The following is a 16,388-nucleotide window of genomic DNA, read 5'->3' on the forward strand; positions in this document are numbered from 1 at the left end:
TTGACAATCGTTCTCAACAAGCGTGAGAATCGTTCTCATGACTTCGACTCGCGCCACCGGCGCCGCCCTGACCAGCCTCGTCCTCGCCGGTGCGGCGACCCTCGCGGGTTGCTCCACCCAGGCGGCGGGCGGTGCGGGCGGGGCGTCCGACGGCGTCGTCGTGCTCGCGTCCTTCTACCCGCTCCAGTATGTGGCGCAGCAGATCGGCGGGGACCTGGTCACGGTCGACAACCTCACGCCGCCGGCCGCCGAGCCGCACGACCTGGAGCTGTCGCCGGCGCAGGTCCGCGAGATCGGCACCGCCGACCTGGTGGTCTACCTCTCCGGCTTCCAGGCCGCCGTCGACGAGGGCGTCGAGTCCCGCGCGCCGGAGCACGTGGTCGACGCCGCGGACGCCACCGGGCTCGTCGAGCACGCGGAGGAGACCGAGGAGGAGCACGCGGAGCACGCCGAGGAGGGCGACGGGCACGACCACGGCTCGACCGACCCGCACTTCTGGCTGGACCCGAGCCGGCTGGCCGCCGTCGGGCAGGCCGTCGCCGACGAGCTGTCCGCCGTGGACCCGGAGCACGCCGACGAGTACGCCGCCGGCGCGCTCCGGCTGGGCGAGCAGCTCGACGGGCTGGACCAGGAGATGGCGGACGGCCTCGCCGCCTGTCAGGGCGCGACGCTGGTGACGAGCCACGCGGCGTTCGGCTACCTCGCCGACCGGTACGCGCTGGAGCAGGTGGGCATCTCCGAGCTCGACCCCGAGGCGGAGCCGTCCCCGGCGCGCCTGCGCGAGATCGGCGCCGTGGTCAGGGAGAACGGCGTCAAGACGCTGTACTCGGAGACGCTGGTGAGCCCCAAGGTCACCGAGACCCTGGCCGCCGACCTGGGCGTGGACACGGCCGTGCTGGACCCGCTGGAGGGTCTGTCGGAGGAGGCCTCGGCCGCGGGTGACGACTACGTCTCCGTGATGCGGGCCAACCTCGCCGCGCTCGAGGAGGGACTGGTCTGCGCATGACGAACACCGGACGGGTGGAGACTGAGCAGGTGACCGAGACCAGCGAACCCGTGATCGAGGCGCGCGGCCTGCACTTCCGTGCGGGCGCGAGCCACATCCTGCGCGGCATCGACCTGACGGTCGAGCCCGGCGAGGTCGTCGCGCTGCTCGGCGCGAACGGATCCGGCAAGTCCACGCTGGTCAAGTCGCTGGTGGGCATCAACGTGCCGTCCGAGGGCACCGTGCGGCTGCTCGGCGAGCCCCTCGGCGCCGGCGGGCGGGGCGGGACGGTCGACTGGGGCCGCGTCGGCTACGTGCCGCAGCGCGCCGGGGCGGGCGGCGGCATCCCGTCGACGGCCCAGGAGGTCGTCGCCTCGGGCCTGCTGCACGGGCGCCGCCTGAGCCTGCCGCGCGGCTGGCGCGACCGCGTCGCGGCGGCCCTCGAGCAGGTGGGCCTCGCCGACCGCGTGCACGACCCGGTGCACCTCCTGTCGGGCGGCCAGCAGCAGCGCATCCTCATCGCGCGCGCCCTGGTCCGCGAGCCGGACCTGCTCGTGCTGGACGAGCCCGTCGCGGGCGTGGACGTCGCCAGCCAGGAGGCGTTCGCCACCACGATGCGGCGGCTGGTCGACGGCGGCCTCACGGTGCTCGTGGTGCTGCACGAGCTGGGCGAGCTCGAACCGCTCGTCACGCGCGCCGTCGTGCTCAAGCACGGCAAGGTCGTGCACGACGGCGCCCCGCCGCAGGCCCGGCACGACCACGACCGTGCGGGGCACCGCCACCAGCACCCGCACGCCGACGACAACTCCCTCGACCCCGCCGAGTCCAGGGCCTTCGACCTGGAGGTGCGCCCGTGATCACGCTCATGCTCACGGACCCGTTCATGCAGCGGGCCCTCCTGGCCGCGCTCCTGGTCGGCGTCACGGCGCCCGTCGTGGGCACCTACCTGGTGCAGCGCAAGCTCTCCCTGCTCGGCGACGGCATCGGGCACGTCGCCCTGACCGGCGTCGCTCTGGGCTGGCTCGTCGGCGCGGGCATGGGCCTCACGCCGAACGACGCCCTCGCGATCCCCGGCGCCGTGGTCGCCGCGGTGGTCGGCTCGGTGCTCATCGAGGTGGTCCGCCGCCGCGGCCGCACGTCGGGCGACCTCGCGCTCGCCATCATGTTCTACGGCGGCATCGCGGGCGGCGTGCTGCTCATCGGCATCGCCGGCGGCTCCTCCGGGAACCTCATGACCTACCTGTTCGGCTCGATCTCCACGGTGTCCGACGCCGACCTCTGGCTCACCGTCGTGCTCTCCGCCGTGGTCCTCGCGATCGGCGTGGGCCTGCGGCACGCGCTCTTCTCGGTGAGCCACGACGAGGAGTTCGCGATCGCCTCCGGCCTGCCGGTCTGGGCGCTGAACGTCGTGGTGGCCGTCGTGTCGGCCCTCACCGTGACGGTGGCCATGCGCGTGGTCGGGCTGCTGCTGGTCAGCGCGCTCATGATCGTGCCCGTCGCCATCGCGCAGCAGGTCACGCACGCCTTCGGGCGCACCATGCTCACCGCGTGCGTGGTCGGCGTGGTCGTCTGCCTGACGGGCCTGAGCATCACCTACTGGTACAACGTCTCACCCGGCGCCACTATCGTGGTGCTGGCCATCGCCGTGTACGCGGTGGTCTCCCTGCTGGCGCCGCTCCTGAGCCGACGGCGCCCCGCGCACGACCCGCATCCCGACCTGCCCGACGACGTCGACCTGCCCGCGGCCGCCACCGAACGTGCGGCCGCCGCCGCGAAGGAGTGCCGCTGATGACCGCACGCATGACCCGCCAGCGCACCGCTGTCGTCGAGGCGCTCGACGAGCTCGCCGACTTCCGCTCGGCCCAGCAGCTCCACGAGGCGCTGCGCGCCCGGGGCGAGTCCGTGGGGCTGGCAACCGTGTACCGCGCCCTGCAGGCGCTCGCCGAGGCCAGCGAGGTGGATGTCCTGCGCGCGGAGGACGGCGAGAGCCTGTACCGCCGGTGCGCCCGCCGCGAGCACCACCACCACCTGGTGTGCCGGATGTGCGGCCGGACCGTCGAGATCGACGGCCCGACGGTCGAGGCCTGGGCCTCGAAGGTCGCCGCCGCCCAGGGCTTCGACGACATCGAGCACACGATCGAGCTGTGGGGCACGTGCGCGGACTGCCGCGCGGCGGCGCACTGATCTGACGACGGTGCGGGCCCCGATCGGCACCTGATTCCCCCGGGTCGGGCCCGTCTCGCAAGAACAATTCCGGTGTCGGCCATTTCCGGCCGGAGCCCGTGGCAGGATGCGTGCATGACCTCAGTACGGCGCCCCGCGGACCGTCGGGGACGGCTGCCCGGGCGCGCCGACGTCGTCGTGGTCGGCGGCGGCGCGCTCGGCGCGTCCGTGGCGTTCCACCTGGCCGAGGACGGCGTCGACGTGCTCCTCCTGGAGGCCGACGAGCTCGCCTCGGGCAGCTCGGGCAAGCCGATCGGGGGAGTGCGCGCCCAGTTCTCCGACCCCGCCAACGTCGACCTCGGCAACCGCAGCCTGGACCTGTACGAGGACTTCGCCGCGCGTCCCGGCGCGGACATCGGGCTGCAGCAGCCCGGCTACCTGTTCCTCCTGCCGACCGCCGACGACGTCGCGCTGTTCGAGGAGTCCGTGGCCATGCAGAACGAGCGCGGCGTGGCCAGCCGCATGCTCGGCCACGACGAGGTGCGCCGGCTCAACCCGTACGTCGACGCCGACCGCTACGCCGGGGCCGCCTACGCCGCGCGCGACGGGTTCGCGCACCCGAAGGCCGTCGTCGAGGGCTACGCGGACGGCGCCGAGCGGCACGGCGCCACGGTCCGCACCCACGTCACCGTGACCGACGTCGAGACGCGGGGCGACGCCGTGGTCGCCGTCTGGACCAGCCAGGGCCGCGTGCGCACCGGCGCCGTCGTGCTGTGCACCGGGGCCTGGACCCGGGACCTGGCCACGAAGGCGGGCCTCGACCTGCCGGTCGACCCCTACCGGCGGCAGATCGGGTTCACGCCGCGGCTGGACCCGGCGCCGCCCCGCATCCCGTTCACCATCGACTACGGCACCACGTTCTACTTCCACAACGCCGAGCCCGGCGGCCTGCTGCTCGGCATCGCGGACCCGGCCACGCCGATCGCGTTCGAGCGCACCTACGACCCGGGCTGGCTGCCGCTGCTGCGCGGCGCGATCGGCGCGTGCGCGCCCGGGCTGGACGACGTGCCCGTCGCGCGCGGCTGGGCCGGGCTCTACGAGATGACGCCCGACCACAACGCCCTGATCGGCGAGGCCACCGGCGTGCCCGGCCGCGTGCTGTACGCCACGGGCTTCTCCGGGCACGGGTTCCTCCAGGCCCCCGCCGTGGGCGAGGTGGTGCGCGACCTGTACGCCGGCCGCACGCCGCGGATCGACGTGTCCGGGTTCGGCGCGGACCGGTTCGCGCCGGACGACGACGACCCCACCCCACCCACGGCGAGCGCCACGAACGCTCGCAGCACGCGCCCGGGGCGACGAGGCCCCGAGGCGAACATCATCTGAAGGCAAGGAGAGATCGATGTCGGCACCGACGTTCCTCGAGCCCTGGCAGCTGAGGGCCGCGTTCGCGCGCAGCCTCTCGGACATGTACGGCAAGGAGGTTCCCGCCTACACCACGCTGCTCGACGTGTCGCACGAGGTCAACGCCGACTTCGTGGCGCAGCACGGGGCGGACGCCGAACGGCTCGGCTCCATCTCGCGTGTCACGGCGGAGCGGCACGGCGCGATCCGGGTGGGCACCCCCACCGAGATGGCGCAGGTCGCCCGGGTCTTCGGCGCGATGGGCATGCAGCCGGTCGGCTTCTACGACCTGCGGGACGCCTCCTCCAGCTCCGTGCCCGTCATCTCCACGGCGTTCCGCCCGGTCGAGCGGGCCGAGCTGGCCCGCAACCCCTTCCGGGTGTTCACCTCGATGCTGGTGCCCGCCGACCGCCGCTTCTTCACGGCCGACCTGGAGCAGCGCCTGGAGAACTTCCTCGGCGCCCGCACCCTGTTCGGCCCCGAGCTGCTCGCCCTCGCGGACCGCGCGGAGGCCGACGGCGGCCTGCCCGGGGACCAGGCCACGGAGTTCCTGCGGCTGGCGACCGAGGCGTTCGAGCTGTCCCGCGAGCCCGTGGACCAGGCCTGGTACCGCGAGCTGGAGGCGGTCAGCGCCGTCGCCGCCGACATCGGCGGCATCGCCTCCACGCACATCAACCACCTCACGCCCCGCGTGCTGGACATCGACGACCTGTACGCGCGCATGGAGGCCCGCGGCATCACGATGATCGACGCGATCCAGGGCCCGCCCCGCTGGGAGGGCCCGGACGTGCTGCTGCGGCAGACGTCGTTCCGCGCGCTCGCCGAGCCCCGGACCTTCCGCACGGCCGACGGCGAGATCGTCAGCGACTCCCTGCGCGTGCGGTTCGGCGAGGTCGAGGCCCGCGGCATCGCGCTGACCCGCGCGGGCCGCGCCGCGTACGACGCCGCGGTGGTCGAGATCGACGAGGCCGCCGCCGCGGCTCGCGCCGGCGACGCCGGCTTCACCGAGGCGCAGCGCCAGCAGCTCGCCCGCGCCGTCTGGCAGAAGACCTTCCCCACGACCGAGGCCGCGCTGGCCGACCAGGAGCTCGGCTGGTTCACCTACGAGGTGGACCCGTCCGGCACCGGCGTCGTGCGCGAGCCGATCGTCTACGAGGACTTCCTGCCGCGCTCGGCGGCCGGGATCTTCCAGTCCAACCTCACGTCCGACGGCGCCAAGGACGCCAGCCAGGAGGGCACCGACCGCGACGCCGACTGGATGGCGGGCGCGCTCGGGCGCGAGCTGAACGACCCCTTCGACCTGTACGCCGACCAGGTGGCCAGGTCCCTGACCGCCGCCGCCGAGACCCTCGGCGTCGACCCGGCCACCCTCACCACCACCCACCGCACAACGGGAGCACCGCGATGACCAGCACCACCACCCACAGCCCGCTGACGACCGAGCTGCACGACGCCGCCCTGGCCGCGCTGGAGCGGCTGGGCGCCACGGTGCCCACCGGGACGGGCCTGCCCGTCGTGTCGCCGCTGTCCGGGCAGCCGCTGCTGGAGCTGCACCGCGCCGGTGCCGCCGAGGCCGCCATCGCCGTCGGCGAGGCCGCCGAGGCCTTCACCACGTGGCGCTCCGTGCCGGCTCCGGTGCGCGGGCAGGTCGTCAAGCGCCTCGGCGAGCTGCTCACCGAGCACAAGGCCGACCTCGCGGAGCTCGTCACCATCGAGGCGGGCAAGATCACCAGCGAGGCCCTGGGCGAGGTCCAGGAGATGATCGACATCTGCGACTTCGCCGTCGGGCTGTCGCGCCAGGTGGGCGGCCGCACCATGCCGTCGGAGCGGCCCGGCCACCGCCTCATGGAGACGTGGCACCCGATGGGCGTGGTCGGCGTGATCAGCGCGTTCAACTTCCCGGTCGCGGTGTGGTCCTGGAACACGGCCGTCGCGCTGGTCTGCGGCGACACCGTGGTGTGGAAGCCGAGCGAGAAGACCCTGCTGTCCGCGGTCGGCGCCTCCGCGCTGCTCGACCGGGCGCTGGCCGAGGCGGGGTTCCCGGCGGGCGTCTCGCAGCTCCTGCTCGGCGACCGCGAGGCCGGTGAGGCGCTCGTGGCCGACCCCCGCGTCGCGCTCGTGTCCGCGACCGGCTCGGAGCGGATGGGCCAGCAGGTCGCGCCCGTCGTCGCGGCCCGTGGCGGCCGGTACCTGCTGGAGCTGGGCGGCAACAACGGTGCGATCGTCGCGCCGTCGGCGGACCTCGACCTCGCGGTGCGCGGCGCGGTGTTCGCCGCCGCCGGAACGGCCGGTCAGCGCTGCACCTCGCTGCGCCGCCTGATCGTGCACGAGTCGATCGTGGACGACGTCGTGGCGCGGCTCGCGAAGGTCTACACCGGCCTGCCCGTGGGCGACCCGCGCACCGACGGCACGCTGGTGGGCCCGCTGGTCGACGCCGCCGCGCGCGACCGCATGCTGGCCGCGATCGACGAGGCCGTGACGGCGGGCGGCGAGCTCGTCGTGGGTGGCACGGCCGTGGACGTGCCCGGCGCGGAGGACGCGGCCTACGTGCACCCGGCGATCGTGCGCATGCCGGAGCAGACCGACGTGGTCAAGCGCGAGACGTTCGCGCCGATCCTGTACGTGCTGACGTACTCGGAGCTGTCCGAGGCGATCGCCGTGCACAACGACGTGCCGCAGGGCCTGTCGTCGTCGATCTTCACGCTGGACGTGCGCGAGGCCGAGACCTTCCTGTCCGAGGTGGGCTCCGACTGCGGCATCGTGAACGTCAACATCGGCACCTCGGGCGCGGAGATCGGCGGCGCGTTCGGCGGCGAGAAGTCGACCGGCGGCGGCCGCGAGTCCGGGTCGGACGCGTGGAAGCAGTACATGCGCCGCGCCACCAACACGGTGAACTACTCCACGGAGCTGCCGCTGGCGCAGGGCGTCAACTTCGGCTGACCGGCGCGGCGACCGAGACAGCCCGGCCTCACGCGTGCTGACGCGTGGGGCCGGGCCGTCGTCGTGCTCCCGGTCAGGAGCCGCTCAGGAGACGGCGGCCGGGATCGCCATGAGGGAACCGGTCTCGGTCGTCGGGTCGGTGCTCGGGGCGTACCGGTTCACCGAGGCGATGGGGACGTCGAGGCGTGCCGCGACCTCCTCGATGCTGAGGTTCTGCGCCCACCGGAGCACGCGGATCTCGCTGATCTGCGCCGTGGTGAGGGCCGGCGCCGGCTCCGTGGGCGCGGCGACGAGGGCAGGCGCGGTGACGGGCGCCGGTGCCGGGGTCGGCGCGACCTCGGGGGAGAGGTCCTCCCAGTCGGCGGCGGGCGCCTCGGCGGGCGGGCTCACCGGCACGGCGGTCCGGTCCGGCTTCACGGGCGCATACTTGTCCTCCAGGTGCAGCCGCTCGGCGCTGATCGTCCCGGCGTCGGCCGGCGGGGTGTCGGCGGTGCTGTCGGCCTCGACCGGGTCGACCAGGGTCCCGTCCTCCGGGTTGATGGGCAGGACGAGCTTCGGCAGCACCATCTCGGCCAGGGCGGCGCCGCTGGCGGCCGCCTCCTCCGGCGTCCGCCGGGGTGCGTTGGGCTCCGGCATCCACTCGCCGGCCAGCGTCGCGGCCTCCTGGACCACGTCGCGGATCGTGCGCTCCGACTCCAGGTGCGGACGCGTCACCTCCGCGGTCACGGCCGCGGGCACGTGACGGTGGACCCGGCCCACCGCGGCGTTCACGTCGGCGATGCGGGCCGCCCGCTCCTCGTCGGGGGCGATCTGCGCGAGCCGCACCGCGTCGAGCATGTCCAGCACGGCCGTCTGCCGGTCGTTGTGGATCTGCGCGGCCCGGTCGAGGGCGCGCGAGCTGGAGGCCGACTGGAAGAAGAGGTGGACCGCGACGGCGGCCAGGACGGGCGCGACGGCGCGGGAGATGGCGAAGATGCCCTCCCCGAGCAGCCAGCCGTGCCAGGCGGCGAGCGCGCCGGAGAGGATGCCGACGACGATCGCGCCGCCGAGCCAGCGGGCGTGCCCGGACACCGGGCGGCCGGTCTCGAGCGCGCGGTCGGCCCGGCGGCGCCCCTCCCAGGCGAGGCCGATCACCAGTGCCTCGTAGGCGACGCCGAGGGCGTAGCCGAGCCGGGGGCCCTCATAGGCAGCGATCGTGTGCGACATGCCGATGTAGGCCCAGGCCGAGAGCCCGAAGGCACCCAGGGCGAAGCCCGGGTTCCTCCGCGTGTCGGCGATGACCGCCGGAACGCGTCGGGGACGTTTCTCCGATGCCATGTTGGGTAGGTCCCTTTCGGTCAGAACAGGTGAGGACGGTGGGGTGGTGCAAGGCTGATCTTCGTCTACTTTGCGTCCTATGCGCTCTTCACGCCGAAGATCGACCTCAATCTTTTATCGAACGACCTGTTCGCGGGCCGGGCAAGCTGGTCGATAAGGGCTCACAGTTATCCACAATGACGCCTCATGGCGGAGCGCGATAGATGTTCGTGCCGAATGATATCCCTATGAGTTCATCACTTCGGTCCACGCCGACCACCACCGCCGTCGGCCCGCTCGACGGGCTCAGCCTGCGCGACCGGCTCGACCTCGCCGCCCGGCTCGCCGGGCGCCTGACCGCGCACGTGCTGCGGCCCGCCAACGCGGCGGCGGTCGAGCGCCTCGTCGCGTACGTCCGGTCCGAGTCCCTCGTGCCCGCGGACGAGGTCGACCCCGAGCGGTACGACGCCGTCACCCGGGACTGCGCGACGGACCTGCTCGTGCACGCGGGGTCGCGGGAGGAGCGCGCGTCCCTGGTCCGCCGGCTCCTCGGCGAGGCTCCTTCGCGCACGGTCCACGGGCCTGGCGAGGGCCTCGAGGACGACGGCGCCGCCCCGGCCGGCCTCGTCGTCGACGCCGCCGAGCGTGCGCTCCTGGAGCAGTGGCACGACGGCGGGGTGCTCGGCCACTTCATCGTGACCGACCTGGTGGACGAGCACGTGGTGCTGCACAACCTGGAGGACGACCTGGACTACCGGGTGTTCACGGGGCGCTCCGAGATCCGCGCGGTGGCCCTCGTGCCCGGCCTGCCGCTGTCAGGGCGCGTGCTGCCCGTCGGGGCGGTCTGGATCTTCGCGGGCACCCCGGCGGTCTTCCCGCCGGACGCCATCGAGGGCGTCGTGCACGGCGTCGTGACGCTGCTGACGTCGTCGCCGTGCCCGGCCTTCCGCAACCCGCGCACGCTGGCCCGCGCCCGCGAGCTCGTCGCCGACCACCACCGGGCCTTCCTCGACCTGTTCGGGGACGTCGTCGTGGAGGGTACGGCGTCGCACGTCGTGGACTGCTGCCTGCGGTTCAAGGACCGCGTCGGCGCCCCGGCCGAGGAGTTCGCGCTGCTCGGCGCACTCCGCGACGAGCGTTGGCTGCCCGACGACGCGGCCGACCCCGACGACGCGACGTTCGCCCTGGTGCACCACCCCGTCAAGGGGCTGCGGCTGCTCGACTGGTACGCGCAGCTCCGCGAGGTGCACACCGCGCCGCTCCTGCCGTGGAAGCCGCGGCGGCTGGCGCAGGTGCTGGCCGACCCCGACGCGCCGTCCTGGGTGCTGGCCCTGCTCGCCGAGCGCCACCCGGACCACCTGGACGCGCTGTACCGGGCGGCGTCCGGCCGGCCCGGTCTCACCTGGGCGCGGGACGGCGCGGCACTGCTGCGGGACCGCGAGCCGGCATCCGGCCGGGACGAGCCGGGGATCGTCATGGCGGCGTCGATCATGGGGCGGGTCCCGCCGCCGGGCTGGTCGTGAGGCGAGGTCAGCCGGCGGGGACCCACTCGTCAGGCAGGGTGAAGTTCGTGCCGAACTCGGCCGAGCGGTAGCCCTCCCGCTCCGCGGTCACCGTCACCCTCGCCTGGTGACCGGCCCGGCCGCCGCCGATCCAGATGCGCCGGCCGGGCGGGTAGTTCCCCCACCTGATGGTCTCGTCACGGGTGACGTCGACCCAGGACCACGTGTAGGTGACGTCGGGGTCCTGGTCGACCTCGCAGTAGGTCATCCAGCCGGAGTTCACCTTGCCGGGGTCCATGCGGACCGAGCAGCTCGGCTGCGGCACGGACGGCTGCGGCACCGTGCCGGTGGCGTCGGAGAGCACCGCGGCCTCGGCGTAGCCCGACCGGGTCGCGGTCAGCCGGACCTGGACCGGCTTGCCCACGTCGCCGAGCGCGACGGTGTAGCTGCACGAACCGAGGTTGTCCCGCTCCTCGCCGCCGATGCTCCACACGCACGCGGTACTGGCCGGCTGCGGCGTCCAGCCCTTCGGCCACGCGGTGATCTTCTGGCCCACCTGGACCTGTGCGGGGATCGACACGGTGCCCGGTCGGAACTGGGCGAGGGCGGCGGCCTGCTCCTCCTCGGCGGGCCCGGCGTCCTGCTCGTCGACGGGCGTGGCGGCCGGGGCGCTGGGCGACGCCGACGGCTTCTGCGACGGCTCCTCCGCGCTCGGGCTGGGGCTCGGCGTGGCGGAGGGCTCCGCGGGCGCGGACCCCGCGGCCTGGGGCGTGGTGGGCGTGTCGTCGGGGCCCAGGAAGTGCACCAGGGCCGCCGCGGCCCCGCCGCCGACCAGCACCAGGCCCAGGGCGACCAGGCCGGTCAGGACCTGGCGGCGGATCCGGCCCGGCGTGGGCGGGGGATCCGACGACGCGGCGCCCGGCGCCGACGCCGCGCCCAGCACCGTGTCCGCGCCGGCCAGGCCGGAGCTCGTCAGGCCCGTGACCTCGGCCTCGACGTACGGCAGGTGGGCGACAGAGGCGAGCACCGCCGCCGTCGTCGGGCGCGCGCCGGCGTCCTTGGCCAGGCACGCCGCCACCAGGCCGCGCAGGCCGGGCGGCACCGCGTCGAGGGCGGGTGGCTCGTGCACGATCCGGTAGGTGACCGTCGCCAGGCTGCCCGTCCCGAACGGCGGGGTCCCGGTCGCCGCGAGGTGGGTCACGGCGCCGAGCGACCACACGTCGGTGGCGGTGGTGACGGCCTCGCCGCGGGCCTGCTCGGGCGACATGAACTGGGGCGTCCCCGGCTGGACTCCCGTGGTGGTCAGCGAGGTGGCGTCGGAGTCGGCGACCACGCCGAGGTCGATCAGCACCGGGCCGTCGGGGCCGAGCAGCACGTTGGTGGGCTTGACGTCGCGGTGGACGAGCCCTTCACGGTGGACGGCGTCGAGGGCCTCGGCGAGACCGGCGACGAGCTCGCGGACGGCCTCCTCGGGCAGGCTCCCCAGCTCGGCGATGGCCTGTGCCAGCGTGGGCCCGGCCACGTACTCGATGGCGAGCCAGGGCGTGGCCGCGTCGACGTCGAAGTCGACGACGGCGGCCGTGCGGCGGCTGCGCACCCGTGTCGCGGCCGACACCTCACGGCGGAACCGGGTCCGGAACTCGCTCTCGCCCGTGCGCTCCGGGTGGATCACCTTGATCGCGAGCAGGCGACCGCTGCGGGTGGCCCCGAGGTACACCACGCCCATGCCGCCCTGGCCCAGCCGTCCCCGGATCTCGTAGCCGCCGATCTCGGGCGGGTCGTCGGCGGTGGAGGGCCTGACCTCAGGTACTCGGACACGTCGGACCACGGCGGACAGCACGGGAGGAGCGTATCGGACGGGCGAGGACCTCCCGCGGCCGGGGGGTGCTAGCCGCCGCTGACGCTCAGCTCCGCCTCGCGGAGCTTGGCCTCGAACTCCTCGGACAGCTCCCGGGAGTCGAGCCAGCCGTACGGCAGGTGCGGGGTCTTGGGGGAGCCCGCACGGCCGCGCGGGCCCTCGGCGTCGTCCCCGGGGTAGGGGGCGTCCAGGTCCAGGGCGTCGAGCCGCTCGCGCAGCTCGGCCAGGGTGTCGATCAGCGCGAGGGAGTGCCGCTTCTCGCCGCCCACGGCGTAGCCCTTGAGGTACCACGCCATGTGCTTGCGCAGGTCGCGCATGGCCTTGCCCTCGTCGCCGTCGAAGTACTCGACCATGAGCAGGCCGTGCCGGTAGATCGTGTCGGCGACCTCGCGCAGGCCGGGCCGCACGCGCAGCTCCGAGCCGTTGAACGCGGCGGCGAGGTCCGCGAACAGCCAGGGGCGGCCCTGGCAGCCCCGGCCCACGACGACGCCGTCGGCGCCGGTCTCCTCGACCATGCGCAGCGCGTCCTCGGCGGACCAGATGTCGCCGTTGCCGAGCACCGGCACCGTCCGTACGGCCTCCTTGAGGCGCGCGATGGCCTCCCACTCGGCCTGGCCGGAGTAGTGCTGGGCGGCGGTGCGGGCGTGCAGCGCGACGGCGGCGGCGCCGAGCGACTCCGCGATCCGGCCCGCCTCCAGGTACGTCAGGTGGTCGTCGTCGATGCCCTTGCGCATCTTGACCGTGACGGGCACGCCGTGCGGCTCGGCCGCCTCGACCGCCGCCTTGACGATGTCCGTGAAGAGCTGGCGCTTCCACGGCAGCGCGGCGCCGCCGCCCTTGCGCGTCACCTTGGGCACCGGGCAGCCGAAGTTGAGGTCGACGTGGTCGGCGCGGTCCTCGCCCGCGATGATCTTCACGGCGGCGCCCACGGTGGCCGGGTCCACGCCGTACACCTGCGCGGACCGCGGGGTCTCGTCCGCGCCGAACGTGACGATCCGCAGGGCCTCGACGTTGCGCTCCACCAGCGCGCGGCTGGTGACCATCTCCGCGACGTACAGGCCCGGGTCGAAACCGGCCGACTGCCCCGCCTCGCGGCACAGGGTGCGGAAGGCGCGGTTGGTCACTCCCGCCATGGGCGCCAGCACCACCGGCGTCCGCACGGTGATGGGCCCGATCTGGAGGGGCGCGAGCAGCGGTGTGCCCGACGTCCCGCCGGGGGCTGGGGGCGCCTGGGTGGTCGTGTCGAGGACTGAGGTCACGGTGCCATTGTTCCATCCGTGGGCGCCCGGGTCGTCGGGTTGTGGCGGCTCTCACGGTCCCCCCGGTGCCGCGACGGTGCGGCCACCATGTACCTCCTGGCGTATCTTTTGCCGACTTCTTACCCCCAGGTATGTAATTGCTGAGCCGGTGGCATCGCGGGGGCTCGATGCGGCCGGAGACGTGAACCGGGCAACCGGACCGTGCTCGACCGCATGGGGGTCTCGCGATGGCGCAGCAGTCGGAGAGCAGCACGCAGGGCCGCACGGCGAAGATCAGCGTGGCCACGCTGACCGCCATGGTGGTCGGCTCCATGGTCGGCGCGGGTGTCTTCTCGCTGCCCAGCCGGTTCGCCGGCGAGACCGGGGTGCTCGGGGCGCTCATCTCCTGGACGGTGGCCGGCACCGGGATGCTCATGCTCGCCTTCGTCTTCCAGCGCCTGGCGATCCGCAAGCCCGACCTCGACTCCGGGGTCTACGCGTACGCGAAGGCCGGGTTCGGCGAGTACCTCGGCTTCTTCTCGGCGTTCGGCTACTGGGCGAGCGCCTGCGTCGGCAACGTCACCTACTGGATCCTCATCATGTCCACGCTGGGCGCCGTGCTGCCCGTGCTCGGCGAGGGCGACACCGTGGTCGCGTTCGTCGCGTCCTCGGCCTGCGTGTGGCTGTTCTACCTCCTCGTGCGCCGCGGGGTGAAGGAGGCGACGGCGATCAACCGCATCGTCACCGTCGCCAAGCTGGTGCCCATCATCGTGTTCGTGCTCATCACGGCGTTCCTGCTCGACCCGCAGGTGCTCGCGGACAACTTCGAGGGCTACGGCATCACCGGCCCGCTGTTCGACCAGGTGCGCGGCACCATGCTGGCCACGGTGTTCGTCTTTCTCGGCGTCGAGGGCGCGAGCGTCTACTCCCGGCACGCGCGTCGCCGGGAGGACGTCGGCCGGGCGACCGTCCTGGGCTTCCTCATGGTGCTCGCGATCTTCGCCTCCGTGACGATCGTGTCGTACGGGATCCTGCCGATGGAGGAGCTCGCGCAGCTGCGTCAGCCGTCGATGGCGGGCGTGCTCGAGGCGGCCGTCGGCGGCTGGGGTGCCGTGTTCGTGAGCGTCGGCCTGATCGTGTCGGTGCTCGGTGCCTACCTCGCGTGGACCCTCATGTCGTCCGAGGTGCTGTACGTCGCGGCCAAGGACCGGGACATGCCGCGGTTCCTCGCGACGTCGGACGCGAACGACGTGCCCCGCGCCGCGCTCCTGCTGACGACCGCGCTGATCCAGGTGGTCCTGTTCATCACGCTGCTGTCGGACGACGCGTTCACCTTCGCGCTGGACCTGACCAGCGCGCTCTCCCTCATCCCGTTCCTGCTGGCCGCGGGCTTCGCGCTCAAGCTCGCGCTGGGCCGCGGCGGGCCGGCGGAGGGCACCCGCACCGCCGTCGACCTCGTCATCGCGAGCCTGGCCGTGCTCTACACCGCGTTCCTCCTCTTCGCGGCCGGGCTGACGTTCGTGCTGCTGTCGTTCGTGATCTACGCCCCGGCGACCATCCTGTTCGCGATGACCCGGCGCGAGCAGGGCCGGCGCGTGTTCAGCCGGGGCGAGCTGGTGATCTTCGTCGTGTCGGTGATCGGCGCGGTGATCGGCGTCGTCGCGCTCGCCACGGGCGCGATCTCCATCTGAAGGCGATCTCCGTCTGAAAGGGAAGACCATGACGATCCAGAGCGGCGGCACGACCCTTCCTTCGGCTGCCTACGGTGTGCACTCGGAGGTCGGGCGCCTGCGCAAGGTGCTGGTCTGCCGGCCCGGGCTCGCGCACCGGCGCCTGACGCCCACCACCTCGGACGACCTGTTGTTCGACGACGTGCTGTGGGTGGACCGGGCGATCGAGCACCACGCCGCGTTCGTCGCGGACCTGCGGGCGCGCGACGTCGACGTGGTCGAGCTGCACGACGTCCTCGCCGCGACCCTGCGGGTGCCCGGCGCCCGGGACTGGCTGCTGGACCGCAAGATCGTCCCCGGCATCGTCGGGCCGGGCCTGATCGACGCGACCCGGGGTTTCCTGGAGGGGCTGGCCCCGGAGCAGCTCGCCGAGCACCTGATCGGCGGCCTGGCCACCCATGACGTGCCCGACCTGCCGGCCGCCTACCGGTCGCTCGCCGAGTACACGCAGGACGCCCGCGAGTACCTCATGGCACCGGTCCCCAACACGCTGTTCACGCGCGACACGACCTGCTGGCTCTACGGCGGCGTGACGCTCAACCCGCTGTACTGGCCGGCCCGGCACGACGAGACGCTGCTCATGAAGGCCGTCTACGAGTTCCACCCCGACTTCGTGGGGTCCACCGTCTGGTGGGGCGACCCGGAGACCGACCACCAGCGCGCGACGCTGGAGGGCGGGGACGTCATGCCCGTGGGCAACGGCACCGTGCTGGTGGGCATGAGCGAGCGCACGTCCCGGCAGGCGATCACGCAGGTCGCCGCGGCCCTGTTCGAGGGCGGCGCGGCGCAGCAGGTGGTGGTCGCGGGCATGCCCAAGCTGCGCTCGGCGATGCACCTGGACACCGTCATGACCTTCGCCGACGTCGACACCGTGACCGTCTACCCGCGCATCGTCGAGGCGATCCACCCGTTCGTGCTGCGGCCCGGCGACGGCGGGGAGGTGGCCGTCACGGACGAGGGCAGCACCCCGTTCCTGGACGTCGTCGCCCGCGAGACCGGGCTCGGCGAGCTGCGTGTGATCGAGACCGGCGGCGACGTCTACGAGTCCGAGCGGCAGCAGTGGGACAGCGGCAACAACGCCGTCGCGGTGGAGCCGGGCGTCGTGTTCACCTACGACCGGAACACCACCACGAACGACCTGCTGCGCAAGGCGGGCATCGAGGTCATCGAGATCACGGGTGCCGAGCTGGGCCGCGGGCGGGGTGGCGGGCACTGCATGACCTGCCCGATCATTCGTGAGCCGGCCTTCTGACCGGACCTCGCCGGTTCGCCCGG

The 16,388-nt window shown here is 73.6% G+C and carries 13 protein-coding genes; 10 read left to right on the forward strand and 3 right to left on the reverse strand.

Annotation, left to right across the window (positions count from 1 at the left end; translation table 11 throughout):
- The first annotated feature begins 37 nt into the window (after positions 1-37).
- The 7 genes from QRN56_RS23445 to amaB all read left to right on the forward strand — a co-directional run bounded on the left by QRN56_RS23445 (position 38) and on the right by amaB (position 7,489).
- Positions 38-1,006 carry a metal ABC transporter substrate-binding protein gene (locus tag QRN56_RS23445; protein WP_285107358.1) on the forward strand — a complete coding sequence of 323 codons (969 nt, stop codon included), beginning with the start codon at positions 38-40 and terminating at the stop codon, positions 1,004-1,006.
- Entirely contained in the window at positions 1,003-1,842 is an 840-nt protein-coding gene (locus QRN56_RS23450) for a metal ABC transporter ATP-binding protein (RefSeq protein WP_285107360.1), read from the forward strand. The genes QRN56_RS23445 and QRN56_RS23450 overlap by 4 nt, the downstream gene beginning before the upstream one ends.
- Positions 1,843-1,850: 8 nt before the next feature.
- Complete coding sequence (locus tag QRN56_RS23455) at positions 1,851-2,774, forward strand: metal ABC transporter permease (protein ID WP_285107405.1); 924 nt, start codon at positions 1,851-1,853, stop codon at positions 2,772-2,774.
- Entirely contained in the window at positions 2,774-3,169 is a 396-nt protein-coding gene (locus QRN56_RS23460) for a Fur family transcriptional regulator (protein ID WP_285107362.1), read from the forward strand. Before QRN56_RS23455 ends, QRN56_RS23460 begins: the two co-directional genes overlap by 1 nt.
- Before the next feature lie 114 nt (positions 3,170-3,283).
- Positions 3,284-4,531, forward strand: coding sequence for an NAD(P)/FAD-dependent oxidoreductase (locus QRN56_RS23465; RefSeq protein ID WP_285107364.1), 1,248 nt, complete (start codon positions 3,284-3,286; stop codon positions 4,529-4,531).
- A 16-nt stretch (positions 4,532-4,547) separates the two neighbouring features.
- The gene (hglS, locus tag QRN56_RS23470) at positions 4,548-5,957 is read left to right on the forward strand and encodes a 2-oxoadipate dioxygenase/decarboxylase (RefSeq protein ID WP_285107366.1); all 1,410 of its coding nucleotides are present in this window, start codon (positions 4,548-4,550) and stop codon (positions 5,955-5,957) included.
- Complete coding sequence (amaB, locus tag QRN56_RS23475) at positions 5,954-7,489, forward strand: L-piperidine-6-carboxylate dehydrogenase (protein WP_285107367.1); 1,536 nt, start codon at positions 5,954-5,956, stop codon at positions 7,487-7,489. Before hglS ends, amaB begins: the two co-directional genes overlap by 4 nt.
- Positions 7,490-7,573: 84 nt before the next feature.
- Here the strand turns inward: amaB and QRN56_RS23480 are convergent, their stop codons facing one another.
- Positions 7,574-8,806 carry a hypothetical protein gene (locus QRN56_RS23480; RefSeq protein ID WP_285107369.1) on the reverse strand — a complete coding sequence of 411 codons (1,233 nt, stop codon included), beginning with the start codon at positions 8,804-8,806 and terminating at the stop codon, positions 7,574-7,576.
- A gap of 227 nt (positions 8,807-9,033) precedes the next feature.
- Here QRN56_RS23480 and QRN56_RS23485 point away from each other — a divergent pair, with 227 nt between their 5' ends.
- A complete protein-coding gene (locus tag QRN56_RS23485) occupies positions 9,034-10,308 on the forward strand; it encodes a hypothetical protein (RefSeq protein ID WP_285107371.1) in 1,275 nt (424 codons plus the stop codon).
- Positions 10,309-10,315: 7 nt separating this feature from the next.
- Here the strand turns inward: QRN56_RS23485 and QRN56_RS23490 are convergent, their stop codons facing one another.
- Entirely contained in the window at positions 10,316-12,127 is a 1,812-nt protein-coding gene (locus QRN56_RS23490; RefSeq protein ID WP_285107373.1) for a serine/threonine-protein kinase, read from the reverse strand.
- 47 nt (positions 12,128-12,174) lie between these two features.
- Complete coding sequence (dusB, locus tag QRN56_RS23495; protein ID WP_502928828.1) at positions 12,175-13,404, reverse strand: tRNA dihydrouridine synthase DusB; 1,230 nt, start codon at positions 13,402-13,404, stop codon at positions 12,175-12,177.
- A 227-nt stretch (positions 13,405-13,631) separates the two neighbouring features.
- Between dusB and QRN56_RS23500 the strand changes: the two genes are divergently transcribed.
- Complete coding sequence (locus QRN56_RS23500) at positions 13,632-15,074, forward strand: basic amino acid/polyamine antiporter (RefSeq protein WP_285107375.1); 1,443 nt, start codon at positions 13,632-13,634, stop codon at positions 15,072-15,074.
- A 28-nt stretch (positions 15,075-15,102) separates the two neighbouring features.
- Positions 15,103-16,365 (forward strand): arginine deiminase, encoded by a 1,263-nt coding sequence (locus QRN56_RS23505; RefSeq protein WP_285107377.1) that lies wholly within the window; start codon positions 15,103-15,105, stop codon positions 16,363-16,365.
- Positions 16,366-16,388: the final 23 nt, after the last annotated feature.

It is taken from the genome of Promicromonospora sp. MEB111 (assembly GCF_030209445.1).
Classification (GTDB): domain Bacteria; phylum Actinomycetota; class Actinomycetes; order Actinomycetales; family Cellulomonadaceae; genus Promicromonospora.

What these genes read in the sequence shown, in the direction of transcription:
- QRN56_RS23445 (WP_285107358.1), top strand. Translation starts at nt 38, where the DNA reads ATGACTTCGACTCGCGCCACCGGCGCCGCCCTGACCAGCCTCGTCCTC.
- QRN56_RS23450 (WP_285107360.1), top strand. Translation starts at nt 1,003, where the DNA reads ATGACGAACACCGGACGGGTGGAGACTGAGCAGGTGACCGAGACCAGC.
- QRN56_RS23455 (WP_285107405.1), top strand. Translation starts at nt 1,851, where the DNA reads ATGCTCACGGACCCGTTCATGCAGCGGGCCCTCCTGGCCGCGCTCCTG.
- QRN56_RS23460 (WP_285107362.1), top strand. Translation starts at nt 2,774, where the DNA reads ATGACCGCACGCATGACCCGCCAGCGCACCGCTGTCGTCGAGGCGCTC.
- QRN56_RS23465 (WP_285107364.1), top strand. Translation starts at nt 3,284, where the DNA reads ATGACCTCAGTACGGCGCCCCGCGGACCGTCGGGGACGGCTGCCCGGG.
- hglS (WP_285107366.1), top strand. Translation starts at nt 4,548, where the DNA reads ATGTCGGCACCGACGTTCCTCGAGCCCTGGCAGCTGAGGGCCGCGTTC.
- amaB (WP_285107367.1), top strand. Translation starts at nt 5,954, where the DNA reads ATGACCAGCACCACCACCCACAGCCCGCTGACGACCGAGCTGCACGAC.
- QRN56_RS23480 (WP_285107369.1), bottom strand. Translation starts at nt 8,806, where the DNA reads ATGGCATCGGAGAAACGTCCCCGACGCGTTCCGGCGGTCATCGCCGAC.
- QRN56_RS23485 (WP_285107371.1), top strand. Translation starts at nt 9,034, where the DNA reads ATGAGTTCATCACTTCGGTCCACGCCGACCACCACCGCCGTCGGCCCG.
- QRN56_RS23500 (WP_285107375.1), top strand. Translation starts at nt 13,632, where the DNA reads ATGGCGCAGCAGTCGGAGAGCAGCACGCAGGGCCGCACGGCGAAGATC.
- QRN56_RS23505 (WP_285107377.1), top strand. Translation starts at nt 15,103, where the DNA reads ATGACGATCCAGAGCGGCGGCACGACCCTTCCTTCGGCTGCCTACGGT.